General features: G+C 67.5%; 17 protein-coding genes. 6 read left to right on the forward strand and 11 right to left on the reverse strand.

The window, feature by feature from the left end; all coding sequences use genetic code 11:
* The first annotated feature begins 14 nt into the window (after positions 1–14).
* From flgM to AB1281_RS08680, 3 genes are all read left to right on the forward strand, one after another.
* Complete coding sequence (gene flgM, locus AB1281_RS08670; RefSeq protein ID WP_430345593.1) at positions 15–320, forward strand: flagellar biosynthesis anti-sigma factor FlgM; 306 nt, start codon at positions 15–17, stop codon at positions 318–320.
* On the forward strand, positions 317–655 hold the full coding sequence (locus AB1281_RS08675) for a FlgN family protein (RefSeq protein ID WP_014037132.1): 339 nt from the start codon (positions 317–319) through the stop codon (positions 653–655). Before flgM ends, AB1281_RS08675 begins: the two co-directional genes overlap by 4 nt.
* A 91-nt stretch (positions 656–746) precedes the next feature.
* The gene (locus AB1281_RS08680; protein WP_014037133.1) at positions 747–1,967 is read left to right on the forward strand and encodes an ATP-binding protein; all 1,221 of its coding nucleotides are present in this window, start codon (positions 747–749) and stop codon (positions 1,965–1,967) included.
* A gap of 94 nt (positions 1,968–2,061) precedes the next feature.
* On the opposite strand, the gene AB1281_RS08685 is transcribed toward AB1281_RS08680, so the two are convergent.
* Positions 2,062–3,834 carry an EAL domain-containing protein gene (locus tag AB1281_RS08685; protein WP_430345594.1) on the reverse strand — a complete coding sequence of 591 codons (1,773 nt, stop codon included), beginning with the start codon at positions 3,832–3,834 and terminating at the stop codon, positions 2,062–2,064.
* 4 nt (positions 3,835–3,838) lie between these two features.
* A complete protein-coding gene (locus AB1281_RS08690) occupies positions 3,839–5,941 on the reverse strand; it encodes a PAS domain S-box protein (RefSeq protein WP_430345595.1) in 2,103 nt (700 codons plus the stop codon).
* Between the two features lie 130 nt (positions 5,942–6,071).
* Between AB1281_RS08690 and AB1281_RS08695 the strand changes: the two genes are divergently transcribed.
* Positions 6,072–8,831, forward strand: a complete 2,760-nt coding sequence (locus tag AB1281_RS08695; protein ID WP_430345596.1) for a bifunctional diguanylate cyclase/phosphodiesterase — start codon at positions 6,072–6,074, stop codon at positions 8,829–8,831.
* 293 nt (positions 8,832–9,124) lie between these two features.
* Here the strand turns inward: AB1281_RS08695 and AB1281_RS08700 are convergent, their stop codons facing one another.
* From AB1281_RS08700 to AB1281_RS08735, 8 genes are all read right to left on the reverse strand, one after another.
* Positions 9,125–9,631 carry a hypothetical protein gene (locus AB1281_RS08700; protein ID WP_430345597.1) on the reverse strand — a complete coding sequence of 169 codons (507 nt, stop codon included), beginning with the start codon at positions 9,629–9,631 and terminating at the stop codon, positions 9,125–9,127.
* Positions 9,632–9,767: 136 nt separating this feature from the next.
* Positions 9,768–10,115 (reverse strand): hypothetical protein, encoded by a 348-nt coding sequence (locus AB1281_RS08705; protein ID WP_430345598.1) that lies wholly within the window; start codon positions 10,113–10,115, stop codon positions 9,768–9,770.
* 97 nt (positions 10,116–10,212) lie between these two features.
* Positions 10,213–10,425, reverse strand: coding sequence for a hypothetical protein (locus AB1281_RS08710; RefSeq protein WP_430345599.1), 213 nt, complete (start codon positions 10,423–10,425; stop codon positions 10,213–10,215).
* Between the two features lie 98 nt (positions 10,426–10,523).
* Entirely contained in the window at positions 10,524–11,714 is a 1,191-nt protein-coding gene (locus AB1281_RS08715) for a methyl-accepting chemotaxis protein (RefSeq protein ID WP_049445390.1), read from the reverse strand.
* Positions 11,715–11,933: 219 nt separating this feature from the next.
* Positions 11,934–12,548 carry a high frequency lysogenization protein HflD gene (gene hflD / locus AB1281_RS08720; RefSeq protein ID WP_032127363.1) on the reverse strand — a complete coding sequence of 205 codons (615 nt, stop codon included), beginning with the start codon at positions 12,546–12,548 and terminating at the stop codon, positions 11,934–11,936.
* Entirely contained in the window at positions 12,545–13,687 is a 1,143-nt protein-coding gene (gene mnmA / locus AB1281_RS08725; RefSeq protein ID WP_430345600.1) for a tRNA 2-thiouridine(34) synthase MnmA, read from the reverse strand. Before mnmA ends, hflD begins: the two co-directional genes overlap by 4 nt.
* Positions 13,684–14,145: an NUDIX hydrolase gene (locus AB1281_RS08730; protein WP_430345601.1), complete on the reverse strand. Its 462-nt coding sequence runs from the start codon at positions 14,143–14,145 to the stop codon at positions 13,684–13,686. The genes mnmA and AB1281_RS08730 overlap by 4 nt, the downstream gene beginning before the upstream one ends.
* Position 14,146: 1 nt before the next feature.
* Positions 14,147–14,620, reverse strand: a complete 474-nt coding sequence (locus AB1281_RS08735) for a hypothetical protein (protein ID WP_075674515.1) — start codon at positions 14,618–14,620, stop codon at positions 14,147–14,149.
* 112 nt (positions 14,621–14,732) lie between these two features.
* On the opposite strand from AB1281_RS08735, the gene clpS reads away from it, so the two are divergent.
* Positions 14,733–15,059: an ATP-dependent Clp protease adapter ClpS gene (clpS, locus tag AB1281_RS08740; protein ID WP_005416477.1), complete on the forward strand. Its 327-nt coding sequence runs from the start codon at positions 14,733–14,735 to the stop codon at positions 15,057–15,059.
* Positions 15,060–15,290: 231 nt separating this feature from the next.
* Here clpS and AB1281_RS08745 read toward each other — a convergent pair whose 3' ends face one another.
* Positions 15,291–16,103 carry an APH(6) family putative aminoglycoside O-phosphotransferase gene (locus AB1281_RS08745; RefSeq protein WP_430345602.1) on the reverse strand — a complete coding sequence of 271 codons (813 nt, stop codon included), beginning with the start codon at positions 16,101–16,103 and terminating at the stop codon, positions 15,291–15,293.
* Between the two features lie 138 nt (positions 16,104–16,241).
* Between AB1281_RS08745 and clpA the strand changes: the two genes are divergently transcribed.
* Positions 16,242–18,527 carry an ATP-dependent Clp protease ATP-binding subunit ClpA gene (gene clpA / locus AB1281_RS08750; RefSeq protein WP_014037145.1) on the forward strand — a complete coding sequence of 762 codons (2,286 nt, stop codon included), beginning with the start codon at positions 16,242–16,244 and terminating at the stop codon, positions 18,525–18,527.
* The last annotated feature ends 27 nt before the right edge of the window (positions 18,528–18,554 follow it).

The raw sequence follows: 18,554 nt of genomic DNA on the forward strand, positions 1-18,554 counted from the left end.
CTCCAGGACACCCCATGAGCCAGAAAATCGACGGCAACCTGCAGGTCCCCCAGGCACTGCGCAGCGTGACGACCCCGGCCAGCAAGCCCGGCGTCAGCACCGATGCGGCGGCGCGCCCGGTCGAGGCGGCCGACAGCCTGCGCCTGACCGGCGAGGCCACCAATCTGCAGGCCATCGAGCGTGAGCTGACCACCGCCCCGGCGATCGACGCCCAGCGCGTGGCGGCCGTGCGCGAGTCGCTGCAGAACGGCACCTACAGGATCAATCCGGACGCGATCGCATCGCGCATGCTCGATCTGGACCAGCAGCTGCACGGATGACTGCGGCGATGAGCGAGCCGCTGCAGCGTCTCGCCCAGGCCCTGGACGTTGAGCGCCAGGCCCTGGTCGAGCACGACGTGCACGCCCTGATCCGGGCCACAGGCGCCAAGCTGGAAGCGCTGCGTGCGCTGGAAGGCGCGCCACCGGTGGGCGAGGGCGAACAGCTGCAGGAACTGGCCGAGCGCAACCGCGCCAACGGCGTACTGCTGTCGCGCCGCCGCCGCGAGGTGAACTGGGCGCTGCGCCAGCTCGGCCGCACCGAAGACGCCTCGGCCTACGATGCCAAGGGCCAGTCGCACACGGTCAGCATCGGCCGGCCACTCGCCGTCGCCTGACGCGACGGCGGTCGCACAACACCTCCCGGCGGGCTGAAGCCCGCTGCATGACCGCGTATATTGGGCGCCTGTTCGAACGCCCCGAGTCGCCGTGTCCGCTGCCAACGCCCTGGTTACCGCCCCCCTTCCGCCGCAGCCGGTGCTGCAGGCCCTGCTAGAGCGCCTGCGCGAAGGCCTGCTGCTGTTCACCGATGACGGGCAGGTGGCCCTGGCCAATCCGGCCGCACAGAATCTGCTGGCCAGTGGCGAGGACGGCGGATTGCCGCCGCCGCAGCGGCTGCGCGAACTGCTGCCCCCCGATGCACTGGAACAGGCCCGCCAGCACGGCCACTGGAATGGCAGCCTGCCGCTGGGCGAGGGCGTGGTCATCGCCCACCTGTACCACCATGGTCCGGTCGGCGAAGGGCATTTCCTTGCGCTGTTCCGCCACATCGAAGGGCAGGAAGACTACGAGCGCGAACTGCAGCAGCGCCACGCCGAATTGCGCCAGGCCTACCTGCGCCTCAATGGCACCCAGGAAAAGCTGCTGCAGTCCGAGAAAATGGCCTCGATCGGCCAGCTGGCCGCCGGCGTCGCGCACGAGATCAACAACCCGATCGGTTACGTGCACTCCAACCTGGGCAGCCTGCAGGAGTACCTGCGCAGCCTGTTCACCGTGATCGAAGCCTATGAGCGCGCCCTGCGCGCGCCGGACCCGAAGGCACTGATTCCGGAAATCGACGACATCCGTGACCGCCTGGACATCGATTTCATCAGCCGCGACCTGCCGCAGCTGATGGCGGAATCGCGCGAAGGCATCGAGCGTGTCACCCGCATCGTGCGTGACCTGAAGGACTTCTCGTATTCCGGCCGCGACGAATCGTGGAAGCTGGTCGACCTGCACGCGGGCCTAGAATCGACCATCAACATCATCTGGAACGAGCTCAAGTACAAGGTCACCCTGGTGCGCGAGTTTGGCCAGTTGCCGCTGGTGGAGTGCCTGCCGTCGGAGTTGAACCAGGTCTACATGAATCTGCTGCTCAACGCCGGCCATGCCATCGCCGAGCGCGGCACGATCACCGTGCGCACCGGCGTCGATGGCGATCACGTGTGGGTTGAATTCGAAGACACCGGCGGCGGCATTTCGCCGGAACTGCGCCAGCGCATCTTCGACCCGTTCTTCACCACCAAGCCGGTGGGCAGCGGCACCGGCCTGGGCCTGTCGATCTCCTACAGCATCATCAACAAGCACCACGGCCGCATCGACCTGGACAGCACCCCCGGCGTGGGCTCGCGCTTCCGCGTGGTGCTGCCGGTGAAGCAGCCGCGCTGACCGCATCTGGTAGTGCCGGCCGCTGGCCGGCAACCTCATCCAACCCGACACCCCAGAACAGCCGGCCAGCGGCCGGCTCTACCGGAAGGGATCATCACCGCAGCGGCCGATCCTCGCCACCATCCCCGGTTTCCACCGGCGCCGGCCCGGCATTGCTGCGGCGCTGTTCCTCGTAGGTGCGGAACGCCTGGTGGATGTGCTTGCGCAGCTCGTCGTCGTTCCACGGCTTGGTCAGGAAGCGATAGATCGCGCCGCGGTTGATCGCGTCGGTCACCGTGTTCAGATCGGTATAGCCCGACAGCACCAGGCGGATCGTATCCGGGTACAGCATCTTCACCCGGCCCAGGAACTCGGTGCCGCTCATGTCGCTCATGCGCTGATCGGACAGGATCACCTGCACGTCGTTGATCGCCAGCAGATCGAACGCATCGCGTACGTTGCCGGCCGCCAGGATGCGGTAGCCGTCGCGGCGGAACAGGCGCACCAGCGAGCGCAGCACGTTTTCCTCATCGTCCAGCAGCAGCAGCGTACGGTCCGGGCGCGTCTCGGCGAAGGCTTCCGGACGCAGGTAGCGGCGGCGCAGGGTCATGCCGGCGGCATCGGCCGACATCGGTTCGCCGAACAGGTAGCCCTGGAACACATCGCAGTCGTTGCGGCGCAGGAAGCCCAGCTGGGCCTGCGACTCCACGCCGTTGGCGATCACGGTCATGCCCAGCTGGTGGCCCATGGCGATGATTGCGCGGGCGATGGCCGCCTCGCGATTGCCGGCCGGTGCGCTCTTGATGAAGCTGCGGTCGATCTTCAGCTTGTCCACCGGGTAGCGCACCAGCGCGCTGAGGCTGGAATCGCCGGTGCCGAAGTTGTCCAGGCTCAGGCTGATGCCTTCGTTGCGCAGGTTGGCCAGCGTTTCATGGACGAAATTGACGTTGTTGGTCAGCGCGCTCTCATTGATCTCCAGCGTCAGCATGTGTGCCGGCACGCCCGCCGCCTGCAGCAGGGACATCACCTCGGCGAAGAAGTTCGGCCGGAGCAGCTGCAGGGTGGACACGTTCACCGCGATGGTGAAGTCATCGAAGCCCTGGTCGCGCCACAACCGCGCCTGCTTCAATGCGCCTTCCAGCACCCAGGTGCCGATCTGCACGATGATGCCCAGCCGCTCGGCGGTGCGCATGAAGCGCTCCGGCACCAGCATGCCCAGGGTAGGGGACTGCCAGCGCAGCAGCGCTTCCATGCCCACCACGTGGCCGTCGCGGGCACTCACCAGCGGCTGGTAGCGCAGCTTCAGTTCGCCATTGGGAATGGCATCGACGATCTGGCGCGCGATGATGCTCTCGCTGTGTGCGCTCGGCGGAGTGTCCACCGCATGGATGCGCACGGCATTGCCGCCTTCGCGGGCGGCCTGGTACAGCGCATCCTCGGCATGGTCGAGCAGGCGCGACGTGCTGCTGGCATGCTCCGGGCACAGGCTTACGCCCAGCTTGCCGGTCATGAACAGCGTGTACGGCAGCACTGAAAGCGGCAGCTCCATCTGCTGGCGAATCTCTTCAGCGAAATCCTCCGGCAGCGGCAGATCGGTGGTGCGGGGCACTGCGATCAGGAATTCGTCGCTGCCATGCCGCCACAGCTTGCCGCGCCCGCGCAGGTAGGACTGCAGGCGCTGCGCCACCAGTACCAGCGCCTGGTCGCCCACTTCGGCACTCATGTTCTCGTTGACCGATGCGAAGTGGTCGATGTCCACGTGCATCAGCATCAGCGCGACGCCGCCGGAGGCCGCCTCGGCAACCATCGCCTGCAGCTCGGGGTTGCCGGCGCCAAGGCGGTCGGGGGCATCATCGATGCTGACCGGGGGCAGGTTGGGATTCCACATAGGCTCAGTATTCCGGTGAATCGACGGCGGCCATGCTGGCCGCCTGGTAGGGGAGATGGACGTCGATCAGGGTGCCTTCACCATGCGCGGACTCGATCCGCACGTGGCCACCGACGCTCTGTGCGCGCTCGCGCATCACGATCAGGCCGAGGCCGCGCGGGCCGTCCGGATCGAAGCCCTCGCCATCATCGCGGATCTGCAGGTGCAGGCCGCGCTGGCCGACGTCGCGCAGCTGCAGCAGGACCTGGCTGGCGCGCGCATGGCGCAGCGCGTTGGTCAGGCTTTCCTGGGCGATGCGGAAGCAGGCCTGTTCGATGCTGTTGTCGGGGCGGTGCGGCAGCGGCTCGATCTCGGCCAGCAGCTCCACCGGCGAAGAGCGGAACAGCACCCGCGCCTGCCAGCTCAGTGCCGCCTCCAAGCCCAGTGCATCCAGCTGCGGGGGGCGCAGCAGGGTGGAGATGTCGCGCAGCTTGGCCACGGTGGTGTCGGCCAGGCTGACGATCTGCGCCAGATCCTCGCCACGGCGCTTCGGATCGTCCTCATCCTGTGCCGCATGCGCCGACAGCTTGATCGCGGTGATGGCCTGGCCGATGTCATCGTGCAGGTCGCGCGAGATCGCACGACGCTCATCCTCCTGCAGCGAGAACAGCCGGCCGGCCATCGCCTGCAGTTCGCGGTTGCTGGTTTCCAGCGCGCTGCGGGTACGTTCGGAATCGCTCAGGTCGCGCACGATCAGCAGCTTGCAGTCGCGGCCGCCGTAGCGCACTTCGCCCACCGCCAGGCCGGCATGGAAGCTGCGGCCGTCGCCACGCTGCATGGCCACCACGCTGCTGTGGCCCGGCCCCAGGTGGGGCTGGCCGGCGCGCAGCTGGCTGCGTACCCGTGGCAGGTCGGCGGCAGCGACCAGGGCCGACAGCGGCTCGCCCAGCAGGGTGTGGCTGCCGTAGCCGAACAGGCCGGCGGCCCAGGCGTTGGCGTACAGCACATGTTCGTCGGAGAGGATCACCACGCCGTCGGGCAGCACCCGCACCAGCTCGCGGAACTGTTCCTCGCGCTCGCGCAGCAGGCGCCGCGACTGCTCGCGCTCGGTCACGTCCTGCAGCGTGCCCAGCACGCGGCTTCGGCCGGCTTCATCGATACCGCTGGCCGCCCGCAGGTGCACCATCAATGCCCGGCCGTCCATCGACAGCAGCGGCAGCAGCACGTCCACCTGTACCGGCTCGCCGCAGCACAGTTCGGCCAGCAGCTGTTCGGTCTGGGTGGCCGTGGCCGGGTCGGCCGGCACCAGCAGCTCGTCGAAGCGGTGCCAACGGCGGGCCTCGGGCGGGCGGCGGCCGAGCAGGCGATAGACCTGGTTGGAGTAGCGGCCCAGCCCGGTGGACGGGTCCAGCTCCCAGGCGCCGATGCGGGCCAGCTCATGGGCTTCCTCCACCCGGGCCAGCGCCTGGTCGCGGCGCAGCTGGGCCAGGTCCTCGGCGGTGCGGTCGATGGCGATCAGCAGGCGGGCGTTGTGGCCGTCGTAGCTGATCGCGTTGGAGCGCAGTTCCATCTGCCGCAGCGAGCCATCACGCAGCTGCAGTTGCGCGCGGAGGATGCACAGCTCCTCGGGTGCCTCGCGGATCGCCTCCAGCTTGGTCTGCAGCGCCTGGTCCTGGCCAGGCGGCCACAAGGCATCGATGGTCTGTTCCAGCAGCTCGTCGCGGTCCCAGCCAAAAGCGGTGCAGGCGGCAGGGTTGGCATCGAGGATCGCCAGCGTGTCCAGGTCGTAGACCAGGATCGGGCCGGGGTTGCCCTCGAACATCTGCCGCAGGCGCAGCTCGGAGGCCTGCTGGCGCGCATGGGTATGCAGCACGTGTTCGGCCAGCGGGCGCAGCAGCAGATAGAGCAGGCCCGCGCTGGCCAGCGCGAAGAACGAACCCTTCAGGCCCTGCCACAGGGCTGCCTGCTGCGGGTCCGGCACCAGCGCCTGCACCACGCTGTCGGTGGAGATCATCCAGGCCAGCGCCATCGCCAGGTAGCTCAGCACCACCCGGCGCCGGTCGCGGCTCAGCGCCTGCGCCATCCGCGGGTCGGGAACTGGGGCGTTGCCGGTCGGTTCTGCGGGCATGGACGGGGCGGGTGAAAGGGGCGCCGGTCATCTTACCCCGCAGCGTGCCGTGACCACTCAATTATCCGCCGCAGGCGCCGTTAACCACTGCGTGCCCCGCTGACGGGCGTGTCATCCGGAGCAAGATCGCGTGGACCAAGGGATCATCGCCAGCCTGCTGCAGCACCCGCTTGCGTCGGCGCTGGTCATCGTCGACCGTACCGGGCGCCCACTGGCGGCCAATCCGGCTGCGCGCGAGCATGGCCTGCCGGCCACCGTGGCTGCCTATGCGCCGATGCTGGAAGATCTGCGCCTGATGGCTGCCGATGGCGGCATCGTGGCCTGCACGCTGCCGGGTGGCCCGCGTGGACACTACGACGGTCACCTGCGCGCCGTGCACGACGGCGCCGGCAATCTGCTGGCGTTCACCCTGAGCATTCCCGAGCCGGTGCCGGTCGACGGTGGTGGGCGCTGGGAGCTGGCGCTGGACAGCGCCGGCCACAGCCTGTGGGACTGGGACATTCCCAGTGACCGCGTGGCGCGCACGCCGGCGCTGGGTGACGAGACCGCCACCGAAATGCTGTCGCGGGTGCACAGCGAGGACATCGCCCAGGTGCGTGCCGCGCTGGACGAGCACCTGCGTGGGCGCAGCGAGCAGTACAGCGCGCAGTTCCGCTTCCGCCAGGCCGACGGGCAGTGGCGCTGGGTGTTGGATCGCGGCCGTGTGGTTGCGCGCACCGCCGATGGCCAGCCATTGCGCATGGTCGGTACACATACCGATATCGAGCAGCAGAAGCAGCTCGAATCGCTGCTGCAGGAACAGCAGCTGCACCTGAGCGAGGCCCAGCGCATCGCCAGCATGGGCAGCTGGTCGTTCGACCCCAACAGCGGCCACTTCTGGTGGTCGCCGGAACTGCGCTCGCTGCTGGCGCTGGAGCAGGGCGCCGTGCCCGGCCAGCGACGCTGGCTGAAGCAGCTGCACCCGCGTTCCCGAGGAGTGCTGCGCGCGGCATGGCGGCGCCTGTGGCGTGACGGCCGGGCCGCCAATCTCGAGCTGGAGCTGACCCGCGGCCATGAACCTTCGCAGCATCTGCGCCTGTGGATGCAGCCGCTGCTGGACATGGACGGGCAACCCAAGCGCCTGCTCGGCCAGGTGCAGAACATCACCGAGCAGCACCAGACCGACGCGTTGATCCGCTGGCGCACCGAGCTGCTCAACCGCGTTTCCGCGCTGGGCCGCATCGGCGGCTGCGAGATCGAGGTACAGACCCGGCACATGCAGTGGACCGAGGAGTGCTATCGCATCCACGGCCTGCGCAAAGAGCCGATCACCCTCGATCAGGCGATGGCGCTGTATACCGAAGACTCACGCGATGCGTTCGAAGCAGCGCTGGTCCGCATCGCCGGCGGCGGCCTGCCCGAGCAGCTGGACCTGTGCTTCTACCGCCAGTCCGGCCTGCGTGTCTGGGTGCAGGTGCTGATCGAGCTGGATCGTCGTGATGGCCTGCCGCCGCGCTTCGTGGTGCTGTTCCGTGACATCACCCGCGAGCGCGAGGCCAACGAGCGCATCGAGCTGCTGGCCCACTACGACCTGCTGACCGGCCTGCCCAATCGTGTGCTGCTCGGCGAACAGACCGCCGAAGCCATCGAGGAAGCGCGCGACCGCGGTACCTCGCTGGCGATGCTGTTCATCGACCTGGACGGCTTCAAGACCATCAACGACAGCTTCGGTCACGCCACCGGCGATGCGCTGCTGAAGGCCGCGGCCACCCGCCTGCACCAGAACCTGCGCAACAACGACCTGTTCGGCCGCTTCAGTGGCGACGAGTTCATCGTCGTGCTGCGCGACCTGGCCGAGCCTGAAGATGCGGGTCATGTCGCCCGCAAGCTGATTGCCTCGCTGGCCGAGCCGCTGCGCCGAGGCGAGACTACGTTGAAGGTCGGCGCCAGCGTCGGCATCGCGATGCTGGGCGATGCCCAGACCGATTTCGATTCACTGCTGCGCGCCGCCGACGCCGCGATGTATGCGGCCAAGGAAGCCGGGCGCAACACGTATCAGTACTACAGCCAGGACGCACTGGCCCGCATCCAGCGCAAGCTGGAACTTGAGCACGCGCTGCACGGTGCGATCGAGCGCGAAGAGTTCAGCCTGGCCTACCAGCCGCTGTTGCATGCGCACCAGGGCGAGCCGCCAGCGATCGAAGCCCTGCTGCGCTGGCACCGGCCCGGCATCGGCTACTGCAGCCCGGCCGAGTTCATACCGATTGCCGAGAAGTGCGGTGAGATCGTGCGCATCGGCGACTGGGTGCTGAATGAAGCCTGCCGCCAGGCGACTGCGTGGGACCGCGCTGGACTGCGCTTCGACCGCATCGCGGTCAATGTATCGGCGGTGCAGCTGCGTGATCGCGGTTTCGCCGAACGCGTGATCGAGATCTGCCATGCCCACGGCTGGCCGCCGCAGCGGTTGGAGCTGGAGCTGACCGAGTCGGCGCTGATCCGTGACACCGACATCCTGCGCCATTGCTTCGATGTGCTGGAACGGCATGGCGTACCGCTGGCGGTGGACGACTTCGGTACCGGCTTCTCGAACCTCAATTACCTCAATCGATTCCCGGTGGGGCGCCTGAAGATCGACCGCAGTTTCGTGCAGGGCATGCTGCATGACTCTGGCACGGCCGAAGTCACCCAGGCCATCGTGCACCTGGGCCACGCGCTGGGCATGAAGGTGGTGGCCGAGGGCGTGGAGACGCACCAGGAAGAAGACATGCTGCGCCGCCAGGGCTGCGACGAGATCCAGGGCTACCTGTACTCGCGCCCGCTCAGCCCGCGCGACCTGGCGCAATGGCTGCGCCAGCAGCACCCGGCACCGATGCGTACCGACGCCAGCGGCGAAGCCGTACTGGTGCGCTGACAGCCGGACGCTGGTGTAGCCCGGCTCTGGTGGGTGCCGACTCCGGTGGGTGCCGACCGTTGGTCGGCACTGATGCCCGCGCTCGCGATCATCCACGCATGGCGTGGATCTACTTCAGATACAGGCACCTGCTCTGGTGGGTGCCGACCGTTGGTCGGCACGGATGCCGGCACCTCGCGATCATCCACGCATGGCGTGGATCTACTTCAGATACAGGCACCTGCTCTGGTGGGTGCCGACCGTTGGTCGGCACGGATGCCGGCACCTCGCGATCATCCACGCATGGCGTGGATCTACTTCGGAAATTCTGTCTTCAACTGCATGCGCAGCGCCTCGACGATGGCCGCATAGCGGCGCTTCTGGACCAGATAGCTGGCCAGGAACAACGGCAGCACGAGCAGCATGGGCGCCACCATCGGGCGCATCGCCACCAGCGGCAGCAGCAGCAGCGACAGGATCGCCACGAACCAGCTGCACAGGCCGATCACCCGCACTTCGTGCCGTCGCGCGTTGAGTACGATGCGTCCACGCATCACCGGGAAGTAGCGCAGGCCGAAGCTCGGCGCAAAGCTCTCGCGGAATGCCATGCTGCCGTCGGGCAGCGCATGGAAGGCCAGGCGCAGCCATTTGTCCTGCGGCAGGTCACGTTCCAGGCTGCCCAACGAGAGCCGTGCCTGCATGGCCGGCGGCGCCGCGATGCGTTCGTTGAACAGGGTGATGCCCCAGCTGAAATAGCCGGCCACCCAAGCCATCAGAAGGATGGTCTCGATCAAAAGTACTGCGATCAGGGCGATGGCCATCGGTCTTCCATGAGCGGGACCGGGGCATCATGCCACAGCGATTACGCCACGCTGCGACATCCACGCCATGCGTGGATGTCGCAGCGAGATCCAGGTGCCACACCGGCAGATGAACGCCATCCCGCAAGTCGTGGATCTACCGCTTCATCAATGCGATGCCTGCGATCGAATAGCTGGCGATCAGCAGTCCGAACACATACGCCGCCACGATGATCAGCCAATACGTCACCGGCTCGATCTCCCGCCATACGTCAATGGTGCCGGCGCGGTGATGGCTTAGATGGACATGCCCGGTATTAAGCGCACTTGCCGCCATCCAGGCGCATAGAAAGGCCATCAGCAGGAAGAGCAGGCTGCCGAACAGGAACGCGACAGGTCGATGCCGGGGTGGCCGCAATGTGGCGTAGGCGGGACGCCAGGTAAAGGTGACCGCGATGAGCACCATCGCAGCAAATCCCAGCCAGGTCATGAACGTGGTGCTCATGCGACGACACTCCGTGTCCAGCCGTAGGGGGCATGGGCGGATCATGCCATGGGTTTGGAGCGGGTGGTGGTGAAGGCCATCCACGCATGGCGTGGATCTACAGGGAGTTGCCGTCCAGGCCCAGGTCCCACGCCAGACCCAGCAGCGCGTCGTCCGCCCGCGACGGGGCAGGCCGCGCATCGGCCAGCTGCTGCAGTTCGCGGATCTCCTCGCGTGCCACCTCTTCCAGCTGCTGCAGCTGCTCACGCACGCTCGCGTTGCGCGGGCGCTCGGTGTCGGCGAGGGAGGGCAGGGCGCGGATCAGGGTCATGGTGCGCGTACAGGATGCATCCAACGGCAGGTTACAGGCAAAGGCCCCGGACGAACCGGGGCCTTGCGGGCTGCCGGCAACGGCAGCGGACATCAGGATCAGAACAGCTCGACCGTGCCAGCACCCATGGTCTGCTGGGCGACCGGCTTGTGCGGCGGGCGCTCCCACTCACTGCGCAGTTCGCGCAGGCGGCTGCCGGTGCGCTGCAGGGCAGTGGCGATCTCTTCGTCGAACACGCCACCATTGCGGTGCAGCAGTTCCTGCAGGGCCACCGCTTCGCGGTTGATCGCAGTCAGGCGGTCCAGGTGGGTGTGCACGCCGCCCAGCGCCTGGGTGGCGATGTCTTCGAACTGCAGGGCGCGCACGGCTTCGGCCACGCTGCCGTCGATCGAACGGGCGCACTCGGAGACTTCGCGCATGCCATCGCCCAGCGAGGCGTTGATCTGCGCGACGTTGTCGAGCATTGCCGCTGCTTCCTGGCGCGCTTCGCGGGAGCGGTCCATGTCACGCGAGGCCATGTGCGAGACCGTCTCGCGCACCTTGGCGATGGCGTCCTTGGAGCTGTGCGCCAGCTTGCGGATCTGCTCGTTGAAGGTGGTCGAGCGCTCGGACAGGTTGCGCACTTCGTCGGCCACCACCGCGAAGCCACGACCGGCTTCACCGGCACGCGCGGCTTCGATGGCGGCGTTCAGTGCCAGCAGGTTGGTCTGGTCAGCGATCGACTTGACGTCTTCCAGCAACGCGAAGATGCCGTCCAGGTGCTGTGCCATCTGGTCGATGTGCTGCACCGTGGTGCTGCTCTGGCCGCTGACCTGTTCCAGCGCTTCCACCAGCTGCTCCATGCGGTGGCTGGCGTGCTGGGCGAAACGGGCAACGTCGAGGCCGGCATTGCCCTCATCACCGGCGCGGTCGACGATGCGCGACAGGGCCTGGCTCTGCTGGCGCGACTTGCGGTTCATCGCATCGAAGCTGCCGCCCAGGCTGGACACTGCCTGGCGGATCAGGTCACGGGCGCGTTCCACTTCGCCGCGCGAGCCGTCGATCTCGTTGCCGACGAAGCTGCGCAGTTCGGTCAGCAGCTGGTCCTGCTCACGCAGGACACGGGCATGTTCCGGGGAGCGATGCGCCTGGGCGCGGGTGGTCCACCACGCAAAGCCGAGCCAGCTCAGCGTCATCGTGGTCAGGATCGCCCAGCGCAGGGCGGCCGGCCATTCGAAACCGATGGCGAAGGGGAGCAGCAGGGTCAGAGCCAGGGGGGCGGCCAGACGGATGAAAATGCGTGAGTACATGGACGTTCTCGGGAGGTGCACGGAGGATGTATCGGCCGTACCCCCTTTCTCTTTAACGTCGATGTGCCTCGAAGTGCATTCTGAATGCGCCGGTTTTCCGGCGCCTTGGCGGCTTGGGGGTCAGAGCCCTTCCCGTGCCGGAAAGGGATTCGACCCCTTGGGCAGGCAGCGACGGGGTCGGATCCCTTTTCCACGGAAAAGGGCTCTGACCCCACGCCCTCACGCCAGCTGGCGGTCCACGGCCTCGATCATCGCCTTGCGGCTGAACAGGAAGTCCCAGTAGCTGCCGCCCAGCTGGCGCCACAGCACCGCCGAACGCACCGCGGCCAGCAGCAGGGCGCGGATCTCGGCGACCACGCCGGCCTGGCCCAGGTAGTGCGGGTTGCCCTGCACCATCACCCGCGGCTTCAGGTGGCTGATGGTGTCGGCATACAGGCCGCCCAGGTTGGCCAGCACGTCCGGGTGGCCACTGTCGCCCAGCTCGACGGCCTGGCGCTGGGCGCGCTCGATGCCCGAGGCGACCTTGTTCACGGTCGCCCCGTCCTGCACGAAGCGGCGCTCCAGCTGCAGCACCGACAGGGCCAGCTTGGGCAGGATCGGGTCCTGGCCCTGGCTGCGGAAGTAGTTGTGCAGCAGGCGCAGCCCAGCCTTCAGTGCATGGCGGTCACCGAACACCTCCTGCGGCGAGGACGCATCGACGCGGAACACGCTGTCCACGGCGGTGCGCACGGCGGCGGCGTCGGAATGGCCGGTATCGGCGATGCGGCGTACCTGCTGCAGGGCCTGGGCAATGCCGGCCAAAGCCAGGACGCGGTCGTCGACAGTGAAACTCATGCAGCGATTACCTCAAAAGGGGAAGGGGTGGTGCGCAGGCGCTGTTCCAGCGGCGCATCGGTGGCGGCGATCACCGCGCCGCCCAGGCACACATCACCGTCATACAGCACCAGCGATTGACCAGGGGTAACGGCGCGCTGCGGGCGCGCAAAGGTGACCAGCACGCTGCCGTCGTCCAGCACCTCGACCGTACACGGCTCGTCGGGCTGGCGGTAGCGGGTCTGGGCGGTGCATTCGAAGCGCCGTGCCGGCGGTGAGCCGGCGATCCAGTGCGCGGTTTCCGAACGCAGGCGCTCGGACAGCATCCATGGGCTGTCGCGGTCCTGGTCCACGTACAGCACGTTGCTGGCCACATCCTTGCCGACCACGTACCACGGCGCGGCCGGACGGCCACGCACGCCGCCGATGTTCAGACCCTCGCGCTGGCCCAGAGTGAAATAGAACACGCCCGGATGCTCGGCAATCACGCTGCCGTCGGCCGGGTCGAGGATCTGGCCCGGCTTGGCCGGCAGGTAGCGGCCGAGGAACTCGCGGAAATCCCGCTCACCGATGAAACAGATGCCGGTGGAATCCTTCTTGGCGTGGGTCGGCAGGCCGACGTCGCGTGCGATCCGGCGCAGGTCGGTCTTTTCCAGGTCGCCGATCGGGAAGAGGGTGGCTGCCAGCTGTTCCTGGCCCAGCTGGTGCAGGAAGTAGCTCTGGTCCTTGGAGCGGTCGGCGGCGCGCAAGAGCAGCCACTGGTGGCCGCGCTGGGTCACCCGCGCATAGTGGCCGGTGGCGATGCGCTCGGCGCCCAGCTCGCGGGCGGCATCCAGGAAGTGCTTGAACTTCACTTCGCGGTTGCACAGCACGTCCGGGTTCGGGGTGCGGCCGGACGCGTACTCGGCCAGGAAGTGCTCGAACACGCCCTGCCAGTACTCGCTGGAGAAGTCGCGGAAGTGGAACGGGATGCCCAGCAGGCCGCAGACGGCCACCGCATCGCGGCGATCATCCTCGGCGCGGCAGTCACCGCTGCCGTCGTCCGCCCAGTTCTGCATGAACAGGCCGGCCACGGCCTCGCCCTGCTGTACCAGGCGCCAGGCGGCGACCGAGGAATCGACGCCACCGGAGACGCCCACCATTACACGCGGAGTGCTCATGCGACCTCCCGGACCAGCGAAAGCGGATGGCGCTGGCCACCCAGGTAATCAGCCACCACCTGCCAGACCAGCGGGCTGCGCTGGCGCTCGCCGGCGGCCTGCAGCTCGGCCGGGGTCAGCCACAGCGCGCGGTCGATGCCGGTGTCCAGCGGCTGCGCCGGGTCATGCGAGACCGGGCGCGCCGCGTAGCAGAAGCGCAGGAAGGCAGTGCCGTCGCCGGCGGTCCACTGGTAGCAGCCGATGAAATGGGTCAGCTGCACGGTCCAGCCGGTTTCCTCGCGGGTCTCGCGCAGGGCCGCCTCGGCCAGGCTTTCGCCCGGCTCGAGGTGGCCAGCCGGCTGGTTCAGCACCTGGCGGCCGTCGATGGTCTCCTCGACCAGCAGCACGCGGCCGCCGTCGACCACCACCGTGGCGACGGTGGCGTGCGGTGCCCAGCGCGGTTCCGGCGTGGCGTTCAACTCAGAACTCGTCCTTCTTGGTCAGTTCCAGCTCCATCGCGTCGGCGGTGCGGATGGCCGCATCGATGGCGTCGCTGAGCTGGTCGGCAGTGGCATCGGCGTCGATCTTCACCACGAACATGGCGGTGGTGTCCTGCTTTACCCAGCCCCCCATCTTGGCGTCCTGCGAATCTTCGAGCAGGCGGTTGGCTACGGCCACCGGGAACTGCTTGGTCTTGGCGCTGTAGGCCGGCGACCAGATCTCGCGGATGTTGTGGCTGCCGAAATCTTCCACCGCCGAGCGCACGTAGACCATCTGGGTGCGGTCACCCTCGACGTCGAAGACCATGCGGTAGTCGCCATCCTCGTCGACTTCGTAGGTGTAGCCCAGCTTGTCCAGATGGCGGGCCACGGACTTGTCGGCGCTGGTCGCGGCGGCGGCAGAGCCGGCAGCGGTCAGGGCGATCAGCAGGGCGGGGAGAAGGGTCCTTTTCATGAAGATCCTGTGAAGCAACGTTGAAAGAAGGTGCAATTGTGACGGTGGGCGTGCGTGCCGTCCAATCTGCGGCAGGCCGACGCAGGCCCGGCGCTGCCTCTATAATGGGTGGATGCCCCATGAGTCCTCCCCCGATTCCCAGCACGAGCACGGCGTTGCCGTGGAGCCCGCGCGCCCGGAAGTGGCGCCGCCGCCGTTCTACCAGGTGATGCTGCTCAACGACGACTACACCCCGATGGATTTCGTGGTGGATGTGCTGCAGCAGTTCTTCAGCATGGACCTGGACAAGGCCACGCAGGTGATGCTGCACGTCCATACCCGCGGCCGCGGCGTCTGCGGGGTGTTCACCCGCGAAGTGGCCGAGACCAAGGTCGCCCAGGTCAACGAGTACTCGCGGATGAACCAGCACCCGCTGCTGTGCACGATGGAAAAGGCCTGAGCGGCTGCCGAATTTCGTCCAGGCGCATCGTTCCCGGATGGGCGTGTCCACCAAGGTGGGCACCTTCCAAGCGGAAATCTGTAGAGTCGAGCCATGCTCGACTGCTTTCTGCCCGGGCGTATCGGCACCGGCCGGGTGTGCCCACCAAGGTGGGCACCTACCAGGGCATGAGGCCTGTATCGATCCCGGGCGGCCGTGCCCACCAAGGTGGGCATCTACCAGAACGCTGGCTCACGCCTCCGCCAGCGCCTCCAGCGCCATCCGCGCTACCGCCTCGTCCACGTCGGCCGGGTCGCCGTCATCCCTGAACCACACTGCCGACAGCGCCATGCTGGCCGCGATCCAGCGCAGCAGGCGCGTGCGCTCCAGGCCGGCCAGTGCGCTCACCTGTTCCAGCCGGGCGGCAAACCGCTCGGGCCGGGTGGCCACATGGATGCCGGGGCCGCACAGGTCCGGATTGCTGAACATCGTCGTGTAGTCGAACGCGCGGTCGCCCAGCAGCCGCTTCGGGTCGATCGCCAGCCAGCCACGCGCGCCGAAATCCAGCACGTTGTCGTGATGCAGGTCGCCGTGCAGCGGCCGGATCTCGCGCTCGTCCTGCAGCAGGCCTTCCGCCAGCGATCTGCACTGTTCCAGCAGTGGTGGCAGCGCCGCCCTTGGCTGCAGCAGGTCGACGAACCATCTACGCAGGCAGACCAGGTCGTCTGGCGGCGCGCTCCGTGGCCGGTGCAGCCGCTGCAGGACCTGGCACAGGAGGGTGATGCAGGCGTCATCATCGCCGTCGATCGAACGTTGCCGCAGCGAGTCGCCGCCGGCACGCTCGATCAGGATCGCCGGTCCCTCGCGGGCCAGCAGGCGGGCGGCGCCGTCACCGTCCCACCAGCGCAGCAGGCGATGGCTGTTCTGCTCTTCGGTTTCGCTGCTGACCTTCAGCATCGCCGGTTCGCCGGCGGCGGTCAGCACCGGCCAGAGCTGGGCCCGGGGCGTTTCGATGGCCGGGCCATCACGCCGCAATCGCCAGCGGCTCAGGTAGGGTTCGCTCATGCTGGGTGGGCTGTCCTGGAGTGAATGAAGATCAAGCGATTCGCACTGCTAACGCCATCTGAACGCAGCAATCCGCTAGGGTGATGGAAATCGCGTAGTCAGGCCGCATATTGTCCCCATCTGCCGCCGGAGTAATCCATGTTCAGCAAAGACCTCGAACACACCATCGGCCAGTGCTACAAGCGCGCCCGTGAGGCCCGGCATGAGTTCATGACGGTCGAACACCTGCTGTTGGCACTGCTCGACAACCCGTCCGCCCAGGCCGTACTGAAGGCCTGTGGTGCCGACGCCGAACGCCTGCGCCAGGAGCTGGAGCAGGCCATCGAGGCTTCCGTGTCCCGCCTGGCCGAAGATGACGGCCGCGATACCCAGCCGACCCTGGGCTTCCAGCGCGTGCTGCAGCGGGCCGTGTACCACGTGCAGTCCTCGGGCAAGAAGGAGGTCACCGGCGCCAACGTGCTGGTCGCCATCTTCGGCGAAAAGGACTCGCACGCCGTCTATTACCTCAACCAGCAGGACGTGACCCGGCTGGACGTGGTCAATTACCTGTCCCACGGCATCGCCAAGCTGGGTGAGGAGGGCGAGCAGCCGTCCTCTTCCTCCGAGGGCGAGAGCCGCATGGAAGGCGGGGAGGGTGAGCCGAAGGGCGATGCCCTGACCGAGTTCGCCAGCAACCTCAACGAACAGGCCCGGGCCGGTCGCATCGACCCGCTGGTCGGCCGTGCCGATGAGATCGAGCGCACCATCCAGGTCCTGTGCCGCCGCCGCAAGAACAACCCGCTGTACGTGGGTGAGGCCGGCGTGGGCAAGACCGCGATTGCCGAGGGCCTGGCCCGCCGCATCGTCGAGGGCTCGGTGCCCGACGTGCTGGCCGACGCGGTGATCTATTCGCTCGACCTGGGCGCGCTGGTGGCTGGCACCAAGTACCGTGGCGACTTCGAGAAGCGCCTGAAGAGCGTGCTGACCGCGCTGAAGAAGGTGCCCAATGCGGTGCTGTTCATCGACGAGATCCACACCATCATCGGTGCCGGTTCGGCGTCGGGAGGCACCATGGATGCCTCCAACCTGATCAAGCCGGCGCTGGCCTCCGGTGAGCTGCGCTGCATCGGCTCGACCACCTTCCAGGAATACCGTGGAATCTTCGAGAAGGATCGGGCGCTGGCCCGCCGCTTCCAGAAGATCGACATCGTCGAGCCGACTGTCGGCGAGACCTACGAGATCCTGCAGGGCCTGAAGTCCAAGTACGAACTGCACCACGGCGTGACCTATTCCGACGAGGCGCTGCAGGCTGCCGTGGACCTGTCGGTGAAGCACATCGGCGACCGCCTGCTGCCGGACAAGGCCATCGACGTGATCGACGAGGCGGGTGCCCGCCAGCGCCTGCTGCCGGAAGGCCAGCGCAAGGAGCTGATCGACGTCGAGGAAGTGGAGGCGATCGTCGCCAAGATGGCGCGCATCCCGACCAAGCAGGTCAGCGCCACCGACAAGGATGTGCTGCAGCACCTGGAGCGCAACCTGAAGATGGTGATCTTCGGCCAGGACCCGGCCATCGAGACGCTGTCCTCTGCGATCAAGCTGGCACGCTCCGGCCTGGGCAATCCGGAAAAGCCGATCGGCAACTTCCTGTTCGCCGGCCCGACCGGTGTCGGCAAGACCGAGGTGACCAAGCAGCTGGCGCTGCAGCTGGGCATCGAGCTGGTCCGCTTCGACATGTCCGAGTACATGGAGCCGCATTCGATCAGCCGCCTGATCGGTGCGCCTCCGGGCTACGTTGGCTTCGACCAGGGCGGCCTGCTGACCGAGAAGATCGTCAAGACGCCGCACTGCGTGCTGCTGCTGGACGAAATCGAGAAGGCGCACCCGGACATCTTCAACATCCTGTTGCAGGTGATGGACCGCGGCGTGCTGACCGATACCAACGGTCGTGAGGCCAACTTCAAGAACGTGGTGCTGGTGATGACCACCAATGCCGGCGCGGCGCAGGCCTCGCGGCGCTCGATCGGCTTCACCAAGCAGGACCACGCCACCGACGCGATGGAGACCATCCGCCGCAGCTTCACCCCGGAATTCCGCAACCGCCTCGACGCGGTGGTGCAGTTCCAGGCGCTGGGCTTCGAGCACATCCTGCGCGTGGTCGACAAGTTCCTGATCGAGCTGGAGATGCTGCTGCAGGACAAGCACGTCAGCCTGTCGGCCACCCCGACCGCGCGCGACTGGCTGGCCCACCACGGCTTCGACCCGCTGATGGGTGCGCGCCCGATGGCCCGCGTGATCCAGGACAAGATCAAGCGTCCGCTGGCCGACGAGCTGCTGTTCGGCAAGCTGGTCAACGGTGGCAAGGTGAACATCGATGTCCGCGACGACGAACTGGTGGTCGAGACCCAGGCCGAGCCGGAGCGCCTGCTGCCGGTCACCGTGGAGTGAGCTGACGCCGGGCCCGGCCCGGTGGAC

Source organism: Stenotrophomonas sp. NRRL B-14846 (assembly GCF_050473585.1).
GTDB lineage: Bacteria > Pseudomonadota > Gammaproteobacteria > Xanthomonadales > Xanthomonadaceae > Stenotrophomonas.